The organism is Paradesulfitobacterium aromaticivorans (assembly GCF_054657415.1).
The window spans coordinates 13,606-28,962 of sequence record NZ_BAAHYT010000010.1 but is presented as its reverse complement, the minus strand read 5'-3'; the positions used below and the strand labels follow the sequence as shown (position 1 = coordinate 28,962).

Here is a 15,357-nt window from a genome sequence, read left to right as displayed (position 1 = left end):
CCCCATTAATTAAGGTCGTAATCGTTTTTCAACTGCCAAAAGTCAATAAAACTCTGTTTATAAATGCCTCCGTCTTGGGTAGAGAAAGAACTATTATACATGTATTTAACCGGCTCAATTAACTCTTTTTTGGCAACTTTTTTGCGCTCGTTTGCCCACCAGTCTTTAACACTCTGACACCGCAGCCTGGCGTTTCTTTTGTCTTCCCTTGCTTTCTGCGTAGCCGGTTCGTCAAGTAGATAACGCACTTCATTATCACTGGTCTCTTTGCGGGCAACAACTCCGTAACAGGTCAAAGCTATTTTTTCGCTGACCCATCCCTCGTTCAGATCATTGATAACCGATTGAGCGTTCCTTTCCAACGGATCACCCCATCCTCCAGCTGCTCCGGATGCATCTGAGAAAACATCACCGTCTTTCATCTTTAACTGGGGAGGATCGTACTTAAAGATTTCAACGTCCTGAGCTGTTATTTTCTCTTCAGCTAGGTAGTTTAGGATTTCGTCGGCGCTTCTTGGGTAGGGCAATCCATCTTTAATCTTATCATTAAGATTGGAGTTGCGAACCGCGAGATACCATGAGTTAGGTGCCGGATATCCGCCCGCCTGACCGAGTGCAACATGGGTTGTCTGAGAGGTTCCGGCTCCTCCCCTGCTTACGTACAAATCTTTACCGGGTTGCACAATCCAGTGTACTGAGGATAAACCTATCCCCCCACGGTACTTCCCGTGTCCACAAAAGTCTGTTACCAATCTTCTCCCTAGGTAGAAAAGGGGTGGAATTAGATATTCCCATTCCTCGACATTACCGATATTAGTTAATTGGGTCCACATTGCCCAAGTGACTGGTGAGCCGTCTCTGTATGGATAGGCTCCTTGTGCAACACCACCGACTTGTTCGAAATTCGTAAAGCCGTAATTCTGATCATTGGCAAGAGTTCCCCCTCCCTGAATTCCGGCCCAGTCTCCCTCTACGGAAAGACATTCTTCCAGATACCCTTTAGCAAACATTGAGCGGGTAATAGCATTCCAATGAAGTGCACCCATTGCCATTGACTGTGCCCAAATATTGGAGAATGCAGCATAATCCGTATCAGGATTATATGTTGACCCTTTAGGATAGTAAGATTTAACATCGTAGAAGAGCCCCGAGGTCATCTTGGTGTTATGCACGAAATTTCCCGTTATAGGTAAGTAAAATGCGATGTCAGCTCCTCCGGGGTATCCATTGAAAGCGCAATAGTCCCACTTAGAAGTTCCCGTCATATCGCCAAGTATCGTAGCGTCAGGGTTAACATTCAGTGTCATCTTTGTATGCAGCATAAAATCTTTGTCAGCATGGGGCCAAAGTTTGGCCAGGCCCTTATACTTGACAACCCTGAAAGTCGCACCGTCGAATTTACCAGGCACACAAGACGTTCTGATGTTTTCTTTAATGGCCCGGCGTGAATCTTCAATAACTTCCCGAATTGCTCTCTTATAATAATCCAAGCCGTATTCCCTGACAATTTCTTTGATTCCATCAGCAATGATAACATTCCCGGCCAGCCTCATTTTATCATCCAGAACATTAAAAACACCCGCTCTTGTTCTGGATTTCCATAACTGTTCCCACCAGCGTGCCGGCGTTCTGTTTTCACCAACCTTCATAGGAGGGAACACTAGGCCGTCCATAGAAGTGTCTACAGAAAACCCTGGCCAGCTACCGGCAATCGGTGCGCCTGCTTCCATAATGTGGTTTACTGCAACAGCCCAGCCAACAATTTCTCCTTCCGCGAATACCGGCATGTAGGAATACGTGTCTCCCGGATGAGGAGCGCCCCCGGTTTTGCCGTCATCTGTACTAAAAATGTCCCCGTCGTTTATCCCCGGGTTTTCTTCATAATCATTATCGATCATAAACCTAATACAAGTATCATAAGCCACCATATGAGTAGAAAATCCGAGACTGTTAGCTAATGTATCCCCTTCAGGAGTACATATCGACCATAATGACTCGCCCATTTCACGGCCACCAGGGGATGCAGCCACGAATCTGGCGCTTTCTCTTGCTCTTAGCGCCAAGTTGTGAATCTCAGAATAAAACCGTTCAAACTTAATCGGGTCTTCTTCTTTTAAGGCCAGTACTTCGATGCCGAAATAGTGGCCAGTTTTTTTAGTGAGTTCATCCTTGGCACGCAACAAATCCTTAAGAGTGTTTACCTTATTTAACACCTCATTGGCGTGTTTATACATGCTTGTACCTCCCCATCTAATGTTTTCACCGGTGTATTAACCGAAAGTCAATATTTGCATGAGGCGACTTACATTCGGTTGGTCTTCCAGTTCCAGGATCATCTTGGCTGTTTCATAGATTTGCCGGTCTGATAGGAATCCTTTCGTATATTTCTTATACAACCCTAAAAACTGATCCTGGGAAAGGGGGTTCTTGGAGCCCCCAAGAGGCTGTTCAGCCGTTTCTTCAATGACCTCCCCGCTTGTGAGCCTTACTGCCACCCTGGCAATACCGGAGTTAAATTCGGGTGCCCAGAAATCCCGATGTATAACCCGGATCTTTTCACGCATTTTTTGGAAAACGGGATGGTTGATCTTTTCTTTGGTAAAGGTATTATAGCTAAGATCCCCGTCAATTAGGATTCCAGCCATAATATGCTGAAAACTAAACCTACTGTCCTCAATATGTTTTGGCGATGGACGGTCACAGGTGGCATCTACCGGACCAGCATCGATTTCGATAAGTTCGACATTATCCGGTGTCAATTCATGTTTCTCTTTGATCGAGAACATAATATCAATCTGACGATGGGTTAGAAAACAGCATGGATATTTTTTGATCCAGAAGTTATGAGTATGCCAACGTGGCTTACCGAGATCTTTCAGAATTTCTTCAATTGGAAGGTCTTGTCGGTCGTGAAGTTGCTTAAGCCATTTTTCAAGGTTCCAAGTTCCCGTTAATCCCTTTTGAGCCATAATTGCGGCAAAGTAACCATCACGACAGGCCATTGATGATTCAAAGTAGTGAGCATCTGTTCCGAAATTTTCGATATACCCGCTCGCCCTGCCAATCGCAATCCCCATGGCATTTTTTATTTGGTTTTCGTCCAGTTTTAAGGCTTTGGCAGCTGCTACTACTGCACCAATAATCCCGAAGAAAGGAAGATCCGTAATTCCTTTGTATGCCAGCGAGAACATACCAACCCGGTTCATTACCTCGGAGGCAACGGCTGTAGCTTCTATAACCTCTCTGCCCGATATCTCGAGTTTTTCTGCGAGTGGGAAAATTACCGGAACAATAGTAATGTCACTTGTAGCTGAAGGAAATTGGTCATCCTCCAGTTCAGCTGCATGTGCGAAATGACCATTGGCTAGTATCGAACCTTCCAGTGAACTTTTGAACTTACTGCCAATAACCCCGGCATCTTGAGAACTCTCAGTATCTTTAAGATAATTGACAATTGGTTTCCCTGCATCGGTTGCAGAACCCGCAACCATACCGGCTAAGGTTTTTAAGGAGAACTCTTTGGTAAAACGGACAGTTTCAGGCGGAATACTTTCGAATGTAGTATCTTTTATGAATTTTGCGAAAATATCTGCCATACTATTTGACATTCAACGACCTCCTTTGCTTACAGATAATTAACCTCGATATACCGCCACTTTTAAGCAGTACACCTATTTCGACCAATCGCTTTCATCACCCCCTCATAGTTCCTGGGCACAGTACAGGTAGCGTTTGCAATTTTGCTCCAAAACTTGAATGGCTATTAACCGACAGGCGAGAGTGTTTATTGTTCCATGGATGGAACGATATACCCTGCCTGTAACAACATTATAATCCTTTTTTTTGAGTAATCAATATGTTTTTTATCAAATTTTCTGAAGAAGCTAAATAATCTTATTGTTGTGATAGAATTGGTATAAAAATGGCTTCCTAAACATGTAAAGAAGAATCTCATCCCACCAATGTTTGGAGGATAAGATTCTTTTATTAAGTCATTCTTGATATGGTATAAATCGAAGGTCTTATGCAACCTTTGGATTTTTTACCTTGAAACTTGACGCTGTACATTTTGTATTGATGTTTAATCTTCATCGTCATCGTCATATCCATCTTTTGTAAGCACTTCGAAGGGAGGTCTTCCTCCCAAGATCTTTGTTAACTTTGTAGCTGCTTCTAATACTTTGCTGCCGTACAAGGATACATTATCAGTGTCTGGTTGTTGAGCTAGGAAGAGACAACTGATTACCTGTTTTACATTACCATGTAAATCGAATACCGGCGCAGCAACCCCACAAACACCAGGCAGATACTCCTCATGGCTTTCGGCATACCCCTTACGTCTTACATGTTCAAGCTCTTGCGTAAACTCTTTAAGGTTCGTTATCGTTTTGTTTGTAAATTGCCTTAATCCAATATTCTTGATAATCTCTTCAGCTTTCATCTCGTCCATAAATGCTAAAAAGCATTTTCCGAAAGACGCACTAGTTAACGGAAACCGTTGCCCGATATTGACAGTTACTCGTACTGGCAAGGGGGGCTCTTCTTTGGCTATATACATTAATCTGTTATTAGAAATTGGTTCTAATAATACAACGGTTTGTTGGGTTTCCTGACACAACCATTTTAGATGGGGTTTGCTAAGTTCAAGGTAGTCTATAAATTCGGAAGCCCTAGTACCTAGCACTACAAGGTGAGAACCAAGGCTATATTGTTTTTTCTCTTCGTTGTAAAAGACAAAATTAGAGTTCTCAAGAACTTTAAGGATACGATGGCAGGTACTTTTGTTAATTGAAATATTTTTTGAAATATCAGATAAAGTGCTCGCGCGATGCTTAAAGCGGCTAAGATATTCTAATATCTTTATTGCTGTCTCAACAGCCGGAACCATAGAACGTTCTTGTTTTTCCACCATACAACCACCTCTTTAGTATTTATTCAGCGTTTCAATAGTAAAACTCCGTTTCATACATCATATTAAATTTGTTCGGTTTATTCAATATCGGAAAAGATTTTACCAATAAAATTTAGAGCTTTTGGACTTTTCAAAAAAGTATTGACTTAAAGGCTAAAGTGGTATACGATGGTTCCATAAGGGGTATATAGTTCCGTATGCGGAACACTATGAGTAATTTATTACGATCATGCTCGCATTTAGAAGTCCATATCTTATTGGCAATCGCTGGCCTTTCCAAATAGTTTCGCTTTTCTTATTAAGCAGATAGTTGTTAGCAGTAAGGGGGAGAAGGTTATGTCAGGCCCGTTAGCCGGCATTAAGGTATTAGAGTTAGCTAGAACACTGGCAGGCCCATATTGTAGTATGCTATTGGCGGATATGGGGGCAGATGTACTAAAAGTAGAACAGCCCGGAATAGGGGATGAGACCCGGGGTTTTACGCCACCAAGCTTGGCTGGAGAAAGCTGTTACTACTTAAGTCTTAATAAAAACAAAAAAGGCATCACTCTGAACCTCAAAACCGAAGAGGGAAAGCAAATTGTAAAAGAACTGGTTAAGGAAGCAGATGTGTTAATCGAAAACTTCCGTACTGGGACCATGGAAAAAATGGGCCTGGGATACGATGTACTTAAGGAGATTAACCCACGTTTAATTTATTGCGCAGTAAGCGGGTTTGGCAGGACTGGACCTTTGAAAGACGAGCCAGCGTATGACTTGGTGATGCAAGCCTTTGGTGGTCTGATGAGTGTGACAGGAGAAGCGGACCGGCCCCCGGTTAAAGTAGGCTTTTCCATTGTAGATCTAACTACTGGTATGTACGCATGCATTGGTACCTTGCTTGCATTGTGGGTCAGAGAAAAAACAGGCAAAGGTCAGCTTGTCGAAGCCTCTCTTCTTGAATCTATCGTGTCTTTACAAACATATCTGGCCCAGAATGTTATGGCAACCGGGAAGGTTCCTGGTCGCCTGGGTTCTGGACACCCGAGCCTGGTGCCTTATCAGGTGTTCGAAACCAAAGACGGTTACGTCATTATTGCTGTTCCCAATGATGGGTTATGGCTTAAAATGTGTGACGCTTTGGGTTTAGACAATTTGCGAGATCATCCCAAGTTTGCCGTAAATGCCAACAGGGTAAAACACAGGGACGAATTAGTCGGATTAATAACAGAATTTACGCGAAGCCAAACTACCGAAGATATTTCTAAGAGATTAAAGGAAGCCGGTGTCCCAGGGGGGCCGATCAATAATATTGCCGAAGTTTTGGCTGAACCACAGGTTATTCATCGAGAGCTGATTCAAGAAATTGAGCACCCGACGATTGGTACCCTCAAGATGCTGGGAATTCCGATAAAATTGTCGGAGACTCCCGGATCAATCAGGATGGCACCGCCAACCTTGGGCCAAAACAATAACGAAGTGCTTAGCCGCTTGGGGTATACAGCTGAAGAAATTGCCGCCTTGATGAATAAAGGAGTTATTTAGATATTGTGTGGAGAAGGGATGGAGAGAGAAAATGAATTTTACTGTTGATGAAGATTTGGCGTTAATTGTTAAAACTATTAAAGATTTCGTCGACAACGAAGTCGATCCCCTGGGGCAAGCCATCGATGAACAAGACAGGATTCCTCAAGAAATTATTGACACTGCCAAAGATATGGGCCTGTTTGGTTTAAGTATTCCGGAAGAATACGGCGGAACAGGTCTAAGCATGTTGGGTAAGTGCCTTATTTTCGAGCAACTGGGCCGGACTGCCAACGGGTTCACCACTTTTATTGGCGCCCATAACGGCATAGGTACAGTAGGAATCGTCGAACTGGGCAATGAAGAACAAAAGAAAAAATATCTTCCCGACTTGGCCGCTGGCAACAGCTTCGGAGCTTTTGCCTTGACCGAACCGGAGGCTGGTTCTGATGCGTCAAACCTAAGAACCGTTGCGTTTCGCAAGGGAGACAAATACATTATTAACGGTACCAAACACTTTATCACCAACGCCACTGAAGCCAGTGTTTTTACGGTAATGGCGGCAACGGACAAGTCAAAAGGTGCTAAAGGGATTACTTCTTTCATCGTTGAAAAGGACTTCCCTGGTTTCTCAATTGGTACGGTAGAAAGGAAGATGGGACTGCGGGGTTCCCATACTGCAGAAGTAATATTTGAAGATTGTGAGGTTCCTGCGGAAAATGTTTTGGGCCAGGAGGGTCAGGGTTATGTCAACGCTTTAAAAATTCTGGCCAACGGACGCGCAGGTCTTGCAGCCCGCAATTTGGGATCTATGCAAAAGCTGCTGGAACTGAGCACTAAATATGCTCAGCAAAGGATCCAGTTCGGGAAACCCATTGCATCTTTTCAGGCTATACAACACCATCTGGCTGAAATAGAGACTGATATACAGGCCACGAGAGCATTGACTTACCGCGTTGCTTGGATGGTTGATCAAGGCATGAAAGTGATAAAAGACGCGGCAACAGTTAAATATTTCGCTTCTGAAGCTTATTGCCGGGTTGCAGATAAAGCCTTACAGATTTTCGGTGGAATGGGGTACATCAAAGATTTTCAAATTGAGCGCTACTATCGAGACGCCAGAATAACTAAAATTTACGAAGGAACATCAGAGATCCAGAAAAACATCATCGCTGCTCAGTTGTTGAAGGAATACGAGTTAGCTTAACACTCTTAAGAGAAGGAGATGGAAGAACCTTGGGTATTCAAAAAGTAGCCGTAATTGGAGCAGGTACCATGGGGCGGGGTATTGTACACGTATGTGCCCTGGGTGGTTTTCAAGTAAATATGCAAGATATCAGCACTGAACTTCTTGAAAAATCGGTTAGTATGATCGGAGCCAATATGCAAAAAGGGATCGAACGAGGAAAATTGACACCCGAAGCTAAAGAGGCTGCCCTAGCCCGGATCAGCTGTATTACCGATTTAGAGGAAGCAGTTAAAGATGTAGATCTCGTAATTGAAGCTATTCCTGAGATTATGGAACTTAAACTTTTAATATTCGCTAAGTTGGATAAGTTTTGTCCTGAACATACGATTTTGGCCACTAATACGTCAACCATGAGTGTTACGGAGATTGCTTCGGCAACTGAACGGTCGCATAAAGTAATTGGGCTACACTTCTTTAATCCCGTTCACATGATGAAGTTGGTTGAGATCATCCGTGCCTTGGAAACTTCTGATGAGACATATGATATTTCATCAGCATTTTGCAAGCAGATTGGCAAAGAGATTGTAGAAATTAATGAATTCCCCGGCTTTGTTACTTCGCGCATTAATTGCCTGATCGGCAATGAAGCTTTCCTAATGTTACAAGAGGGCGTAGGAACGCCTGAGGACATAGACAAAGCTCTTAAATTGGGACTAAACCATCCAATGGGTCCCTTCGAACTCGTAGATTTAGTAGGGCTTGATGTAAGATTAAAAAACCAGCAGTATTTGTACGAAACTCTGGGCGAAAAATACAGGCCCGCTCCTTTGCTGGTTAAATATGTGAAAGCCGGCAGATTGGGACGTAAAGTTGGTAAGGGCGTCTATGATTACACTGGAGAATAAGGTGGCTGAATATGGATTATAAGAATTTGCTGTTAGAATATGACGGCGAAATATGTGTCGTTGTAATTAATCGGCCTGAGGTAAGAAATGCCTTAAATCGTGAGACTTGGGCGGAACTTTCCCAAGTCACGGAGCAACTGCAAAGAGATGAGAAAGTAAGGATAATTATTTTTACCGGCGCAGGAGACAAAGCATTTGTAGCAGGAGCGGATGTAGCGGCTTTGAAAGACAGGAGTTTAATCGAGACTTTTTATAACGAAAACCAGGCAGTTTTGAGCAAGCTTGCTGCAGTGGATAAGGTAACAATTGCTGCTATAAACGGTTTCGCTTTAGGTGGCGGCTGTGAACTGGCAATGGCTTGCGATCTCAGGGTAGCCTCTGAGAATGCCAAGCTGGGTCAGCCCGAGTTAAACCTCGGTATCTTGCCAGGGGCCGGCGGTACCCAGCGTTTAACGCGCTTGGTCGGAATAGGAAAAGCCAAAGAACTCATTCTAACAGGTGAGGCCATTGATGCAGCCGAAGCATGGCGCATAGGCTTAATCAATAAGGTCGTTCCTGTCGGTAAGGCTGTCGATGCAGCCAAGGAAATGGCCCGCAAAATCCTGAACAAAGGCCCCTTAGCGGTTCGCGTTGCCAAATCCGTGTTGGATTGGGGCAGCAATACAAGTCTTGACCAGGGATTGATCCTTGAGAGACTGGCTCAGACAATCTTGTTTGCTACGGAAGATCGGATCGAAGGGCTGAGCGCATTCTTGGAGAAAAGGCCACCCGTATATAAAGGTAGGTAGTTTTTAAAAACAATTGTATAAATGAAGGGCACTGACATAGTCCGGGTAAGAGGAGGAAAAATTAATGCAAGAAGCAGTAATTTTGGCCGGTGTACGTACAGCTGTTGGCAGAGTTGGGGGCAGTTTGCAGGATGTAGAGGTTGATTTCCTGGCGGCTCGGGTTATTCGGGAAGTTCTCGAACGCAGCGGTATCCCGGATCAAGCTGTGGATGAAGTCATCCTCGGTCAGACCAAACAAAGCAGCGACAACCCTAACTTGGCCCGTTTGGCTCTGTTGCGGGCCAACATGCCTGAAGACGTACCCGCTTATACTGTACACCGGCAGTGCGGGTCCGGTCTGACGGCAGTCAATAACGCCGTTCAAGCGATCTGGTCCGGTTATTCCGATGTTGTGATCGCCGGTGGAGCAGAAAGTATGAGTACTGCTCCCTACTACCTTAGAAATGCGCGCTATGGCTATCGTATGGGTAACGCTGAAATTTTGGACCCCAATACTGAAAGCCAGCCACGTTGTCAGCCGGAGGATCGCTATGGCCGTTTAACCATGGGACTTACGGCGGAAAACTTGGCCGAAAAATATAACATCAGCCGCCAGGAACAAGATGAGTTTGCCTTGATGAGCCAGGAGCGGGCTCTGCGCGCGATTCGGAATGGATTATTTAAGGAAGAAATAGTTCCGTACGAAGTGAAACAAAAAAAAGGAGTTACCGTGTTTGACACAGATGAGCATCCGCGGGAGACGACCCTGGCCCAGTTAGCCAAATTGCCGCCGGTGTTTAAGGACGGTGGAAGCGTTACTGCCGGGAACTCAAGCGGCCGTAACGATGGCGCCGCTGTTGTGATCATTGCTACCCCTGAGAAGGCAAAAGAATTTGGCCTTAAGCCCATTGCGAAGGTAATCGGCATGGGGGCGAGAGGAGTGTCGCCACAGATTATGGGGATCGGGCCGGTACCTTCTACGCAGGCTGCTTTGAAAATGACTGGTCTCAGTCTGGGTCAGATTGACTTGATTGAACTTAATGAGGCTTTTGCAGCACAGACTTTGGCCGTAGTAAAAGAGTTGGGGTTGGACCTTGCGAAAACCAATGTCAACGGCGGGGCCATCGCCCTGGGACATCCTCTAGGGGCCACAGGGGCAATTATTTTAGTTAAATTGCTCAATGAGTTGCGGCGTAGAGGTAAGAAATACGGCTTGGCGACATTATGTATCGGTGGCGGTATGGGTATTTCGACCATTGTCGAAAATCTAACTTGATTATCATGGCATATGTTACTGTAGCAGGGACAGATATATTTTATGAACAAATGGGCAATGGGCAACCAACTGTTGTTTTTGTTCACGGAGCAGGCGGTTCGAGTCGGCATTGGTTCCGCCAACAGATAGCACTAAACAATGTTTGCCGGACTATAGCTGTTGATTTGCCCGGACACGGGATGTCGGGGGGAGTGCTACTCAGTACTGTGGGCGATCTTGCCAGATTTGTCGCTGATTTTGCGTCGTCATTATTCCTCGACGAGTTTGTCCTTGCTGGACATTCCCTGGGCGGGGCGATAGCTTTAGAGTTTGCCCTGCAGTTTCCAGAGCGGCCAAAAGGCCTGATATTAATTGGAACCGGTGCCCGCCTAAAAGTGAACCCTGATATTCTTGCAGCACTGACCAGGGGACAAAAACCTTTTCGCAATGCAAAGCATCTTTATTCCGCTTCAGCTCCGGCAGATTTGTTGGAAGAAGCATTTCAGGAAATAGACAATATTCCATCTGCGGTTTACCTGGCAGATTTTAACGCGTGCAATACATTTAACCGGATGGAAGATGTTCGAAAGATTAAAATTCCCAGTCTAATAGTGGTTGGATCTGAGGACAAAATGACTCCGGTTAAATACTCAGAGTATCTTAATACTCAGTTAGATAACTCCGAGTTGACAATTATTGAATGTGCAGGACACCGATGTATGTCTGAACGGTCAGATCAAGTTAATAGACTGCTGGTAGATTTTCTCGCTCAATTGCGGGGGTAAAACACTGTTTGTTCCGACTCCTTATATATTTAAACTCGCGATGGTGGCAGGGGCTTATCGGCTAGGCGGGGATAAAACGGCCAAAGATATTTTGATTTGATAAAAGACCGTAGAGTGCTTTCAATCCTCCGAAGCACTTAACCGTGAACCATACATTTATTAGAATTAAGCGAGAACACAAGAATAAAACGCCGGAGTTGCCATTTACTTCAAGTTACTGGCAAATACCCGCAGTATTATTAGTCATTGAATTATCCCCAATTCCATGCTATTCTAAGCTTAAGGAAATTATTGGAACAAGGGAGGGCTGATCGTGGGGACGTCTCCGTATTTAGCAGGGCACTTAAAGAGAATAGCGGAGGAAGAAGCAAGGACGCAGGAGCGGTTGAGAGTTGCTCAGGCTAAGGCGGAACAAATTGCAATGGCCCTGCGTAAAGAATTCCCTGGCGTGGAAGTCGTGCTGTTCGGTTCGCTGGCTACTGGACAGTTCGAACTTGATTCGGATATTGATTTGGCAGTAAAAGGACTCCCCGAAGAGCATTACCTCAAAGCCTACGGAATTGCGGAGAGTATAGCTGACCCGATTAAGGTGGATATCGTGCAGCTTGAATTTGCCCGGGAATCTCTGCGCTCTAACATTGAAAGAGATGGGGTGATCCTATGACCGCTGCCGAAAAGCGGGCCGCCAGCTATAAAACTCTTATTGCTAATATCCGATCTGATTGGGAGTCCTGCCAGGCGCAGGTTGATTCCATCATGGAGTTGGTGCAAAAGTTAGAGAAAGACCAGGGACCGGTTCGTGGCTCGGATGTGATGGCCGTTGCTGCTTACTTACACCATTTTTATACCGGTATAGAGGCAATTTTAGAACGGATTTCAAAGGCTTTTGACGGTGGGCAGCCTCTCGGTGGAGATTATCATCGGGAGCTGTTACGTTCGATGACACTAGAGATACCGGATGTTCGCCCCGCTATCATCACGAAGGATCTTTGGGATGAGTTGGATGAGTTTCGAAGGTTTAGGCACATGTTCCGGCATGCGTATGGGGCAGAGTTGCGCTGGCGTAAGGTAGAAACCTTAGCATCTAAGACAGAGTCATTAAGAGGCAGCCTTAACGATCAGATTGAAAATTATATTAAGTTTGTGGAAGGTCTGATCAAGGATATTAATGGTCACTAATTTATCTAATCTTTTTGATGTCCATATCCACCTCTACTTGGATAAAATGGGAGTATTTAGGTAAGAGGGGGATTTTTCATTTGGATAAGGGGAAGAAAATCGCAAAGCCCAGCCTTACGATTACAATGCAGGGGAGCTTTTTTCATTGAATGCTAACATTCAAATGGAGGGTTCGCATATGAAGAAATACGTCTTGTATTTCAATGAAATTGACAAATCCCAAATGCTCATTGTGGGCGGAAAAGGTGCCAATCTGGGTGAAATGACGCAGGCCGGTTTTCCGGTGCCCCAGGGCTTTTGTGTTACGACCTGGGCCTATCGCACTTTTATTCAGACAAGCCAAGAGATGGCTGAGCTGTTGGATTTGCTGGATACCTTGCAGCCGAACCAATTAAACGCCATCAGCAACCTGGGAAAACGAATTCGGGATCATTTACACTCCCTTGCCATACCAGAACCGGTTAAAGCTGCGATCCTCGATGCTTGGCGAAAATCCGGGGCCGACCAGAAATACGCTGTCCGCTCCAGTGCCACCGCCGAAGATTTGCCGACGGCTTCCTTTGCCGGCCAGCAGGAAACCTACTTGAATGTCCAAGGCTCCGAACAATTGCTGCAGGCTGTCCGCAACTGCTGGGCTTCCTTGTTTACCGACCGCTCCATCGTCTACCGTGTCCAAAATAGTTTTGACCATCGTTCGGTCTTTCTGTCGGTGGTAGTGCAGCACATGGTCTTTCCTCAAGTAGCGGGAATTATGTTTACTGCCGATCCGGTGACAGGCAACCGCAAGATCGTCTCCATTGACGCCAGTTTTGGGCTGGGTGAAGCGTTGGTATCCGGTATTGTTTCCGCCGATTTATACCAGGTAAGATCCGATCGATTGATCAAAAAACAAATCGCCCGGAAAGCGCTTGCTATTTATGCTAAACCTGAAGGCGGCACAGCCCAAGCGGAAATTAGGGAAGAGATGCAAACAACCCCGGCTTTAACGGAGAAGCAGGCGCTTGAGCTGGCCCGCATGGGACGCAGCATTGAAGAACACTTCGGCAGCCCTCAGGATATTGAGTGGTGTCTTGCTGACAAGGAACTGTTCATTTTGCAGAGCCGACCGATTACGACCCTCTACCCAGTTCCCCCAGTCTCCGATGACAAACTTCATCTTTTCTTATCCTTCGGTCATCCGCAAATGATGACTGAGGCCATGAAACCCCTGGGGATATCGGTACTCAGGACTTTAGCCCCTGTCGGCAAAGCTTCGCCGCCAGCCGAGAGCAAATTCCTGCTGGAAGCCGGTGGACGATTGTATTTTGACATTACTCCGTTGCTGGAATATCCACAGGTGAGGGAACGGCTGCCCGCAATCGCGCGCAATGTTGATGAATTGCTCGGCAAGGCGGTGCAGGAGTTCAGTGAGAGCGCGGGATTCCAGGCGGAAAGACATTCTGAAAAGAAGATAAAGTTCACTCAGGCTCAAAGGGTCTTCCCGAAAGCTTTGGCTATCCTCAGAAATGTCCTGTACCGCAACCATGATGGGGCTATGGATGAGATGAACCGGTTCATCAGTGGCCTGGTCCAAGAAAATCGGGAAAAACTCCAGGAAGTATCCGGTGCGGCCAGAATTACACAGATTCAGAACATATTGTCCACCCTGATGCCTACGGTTTTTTCAAGGATCATCCAATATTTGGCGCCCGCGATTATGACTTATAAACTCATTGCGAGCCTGTCCCAAAAGTGGCTGAGTGACACGACCGAGTTGGGCCGCATCAGTAAATCGCCGCCGGGTAATGTGACCACGGAAATGGGATTGGCACTGGGGGATTTGGCCGATGCCGTGCGCGAACATCCGGCCGTCATCGAATACCTCGCTCAGGCGGCTGACGCAACCTTTTGGGAGGGTTTAAAGTCTGTTCCTAGTGGAGAAAAGGTTACTCCTCTTTTCCAGACGTTCATGGAACGCTATGGTATGCGGGGAACCGGGGAAATCGACGTGACCAGACCGCGGTGGCGCGAGGCTCCGAGCCAGTGGCTACCAGCCATTCTGAGCCATATCAAAAATACCCGCCCCGGACAGCACCGCCTTGATTTCCTGGCCGGCAAAGAGGAAGCTGAACAGGCAGCCGCCAGGCTGCTTGAGCGTCTGCGGCAAACACCCTGGGGATTTTTCAAAGCAAGGCTCATGCAGCGACTGATTAAGGTTCACCGTTCCTTGATTGGGCTGCGGGAAAGTCCCAAATATTTAATGGTGCAGCATTTAGATTTGATCAAGCAGGCACTATTGCAGGAGGCCGCGCCACTGGTCACGGCCGGCATTCTGAGTCATCCGGAAGACATCTATTGGTTGTCGCTAACGGAAATCAAAGCATTGATCGCAACGCAACGCTTAGACCGCAGTGTTATCGCCAGGCGTCGGGAAAAGTTCCAGCACGATGTGTTGCTGACACCTCCCCGCGCCCTCACCAGCGAAGGGGAAATCATTTCCGCCAAACCGGGAGTTCATGTGCCTCCAGGCGCGCTAGCCGGGAGTCCGGTATCAGCCGGAAGCGTCGAGGGCCGAGCCCGGGTCATTCTGAAGCTGGAAGATGCGAGAATGGATAAGGGAGATATTCTGGTGGCATCGTACACTGATCCGGCCTGGACACCGTTGTTTCCGCTTGCGGCCGGTCTGGTGACGGAGGTTGGCGGTCTCATGACCCACGGTTCGGTCGTGGCCAGAGAATATGGCATTCCGGCTGTGGTAGGGGTTGAGCATGCAACCCGTATGATAAAGGATGGCCAGAAGATTCGGGTGGATGGCACTCAGGGCATCGTCACCCTCCTTGAACCGGAGATAGGTGAATAAAGTACTTCGTCACTTCCTCTGTC

Annotated in this window: 12 protein-coding genes; 9 read left to right on the top strand and 3 right to left on the bottom strand. The window is 46.2% G+C overall.

Annotated features, from left to right (window positions below; genetic code table 11):
• Window positions 1-5: 5 nt before the first annotated feature.
• The 3 genes from ACYQ2N_RS05470 to ACYQ2N_RS05460 all read right to left on the bottom strand — a co-directional run bounded on the left by ACYQ2N_RS05470 (window position 6) and on the right by ACYQ2N_RS05460 (window position 4,909).
• Window positions 6-2,234 carry a hydantoinase B/oxoprolinase family protein gene (locus tag ACYQ2N_RS05470; protein WP_459998030.1) on the bottom strand — a complete coding sequence of 743 codons (2,229 nt, stop codon included), beginning with the start codon at window positions 2,232-2,234 and terminating at the stop codon, window positions 6-8.
• Between the two features lie 36 nt (window positions 2,235-2,270).
• Window positions 2,271-3,608 carry an MmgE/PrpD family protein gene (locus tag ACYQ2N_RS05465; protein WP_459998029.1) on the bottom strand — a complete coding sequence of 446 codons (1,338 nt, stop codon included), beginning with the start codon at window positions 3,606-3,608 and terminating at the stop codon, window positions 2,271-2,273.
• Between the two features lie 473 nt (window positions 3,609-4,081).
• Entirely contained in the window at window positions 4,082-4,909 is an 828-nt protein-coding gene (locus ACYQ2N_RS05460; RefSeq protein ID WP_459998028.1) for an IclR family transcriptional regulator, read from the bottom strand.
• Between the two features lie 339 nt (window positions 4,910-5,248).
• On the opposite strand from ACYQ2N_RS05460, the gene ACYQ2N_RS05455 reads away from it, so the two are divergent.
• The 9 genes from ACYQ2N_RS05455 to ACYQ2N_RS05415 all read left to right on the top strand — a co-directional run bounded on the left by ACYQ2N_RS05455 (window position 5,249) and on the right by ACYQ2N_RS05415 (window position 15,334).
• Window positions 5,249-6,436, top strand: a complete 1,188-nt coding sequence (locus ACYQ2N_RS05455; RefSeq protein WP_459998027.1) for a CaiB/BaiF CoA transferase family protein — start codon at window positions 5,249-5,251, stop codon at window positions 6,434-6,436.
• A gap of 31 nt (window positions 6,437-6,467) precedes the next feature.
• Window positions 6,468-7,622 (top strand): acyl-CoA dehydrogenase family protein, encoded by a 1,155-nt coding sequence (locus ACYQ2N_RS05450; protein WP_459998026.1) that lies wholly within the window; start codon window positions 6,468-6,470, stop codon window positions 7,620-7,622.
• A 29-nt stretch (window positions 7,623-7,651) separates the two neighbouring features.
• Window positions 7,652-8,509 carry a 3-hydroxyacyl-CoA dehydrogenase gene (locus tag ACYQ2N_RS05445; RefSeq protein ID WP_459998025.1) on the top strand — a complete coding sequence of 286 codons (858 nt, stop codon included), beginning with the start codon at window positions 7,652-7,654 and terminating at the stop codon, window positions 8,507-8,509.
• 11 nt (window positions 8,510-8,520) lie between these two features.
• The gene (locus ACYQ2N_RS05440; protein ID WP_459998024.1) at window positions 8,521-9,297 is read left to right on the top strand and encodes an enoyl-CoA hydratase-related protein; all 777 of its coding nucleotides are present in this window, start codon (window positions 8,521-8,523) and stop codon (window positions 9,295-9,297) included.
• A 64-nt stretch (window positions 9,298-9,361) separates the two neighbouring features.
• Entirely contained in the window at window positions 9,362-10,552 is a 1,191-nt protein-coding gene (locus ACYQ2N_RS05435; RefSeq protein ID WP_459998022.1) for a thiolase family protein, read from the top strand.
• 5 nt (window positions 10,553-10,557) lie between these two features.
• On the top strand, window positions 10,558-11,316 hold the full coding sequence (locus ACYQ2N_RS05430; protein ID WP_460000476.1) for an alpha/beta fold hydrolase: 759 nt from the start codon (window positions 10,558-10,560) through the stop codon (window positions 11,314-11,316).
• Between the two features lie 313 nt (window positions 11,317-11,629).
• Complete coding sequence (locus ACYQ2N_RS05425; RefSeq protein WP_459998021.1) at window positions 11,630-11,980, top strand: nucleotidyltransferase family protein; 351 nt, start codon at window positions 11,630-11,632, stop codon at window positions 11,978-11,980.
• On the top strand, window positions 11,977-12,495 hold the full coding sequence (locus tag ACYQ2N_RS05420; RefSeq protein WP_459998019.1) for a ribonuclease toxin HepT-like protein: 519 nt from the start codon (window positions 11,977-11,979) through the stop codon (window positions 12,493-12,495). Before ACYQ2N_RS05425 ends, ACYQ2N_RS05420 begins: the two co-directional genes overlap by 4 nt.
• Before the next feature lie 178 nt (window positions 12,496-12,673).
• Window positions 12,674-15,334, top strand: coding sequence for a phosphoenolpyruvate synthase (locus ACYQ2N_RS05415; RefSeq protein WP_459998018.1), 2,661 nt, complete (start codon window positions 12,674-12,676; stop codon window positions 15,332-15,334).
• Window positions 15,335-15,357 lie beyond the last annotated feature (23 nt).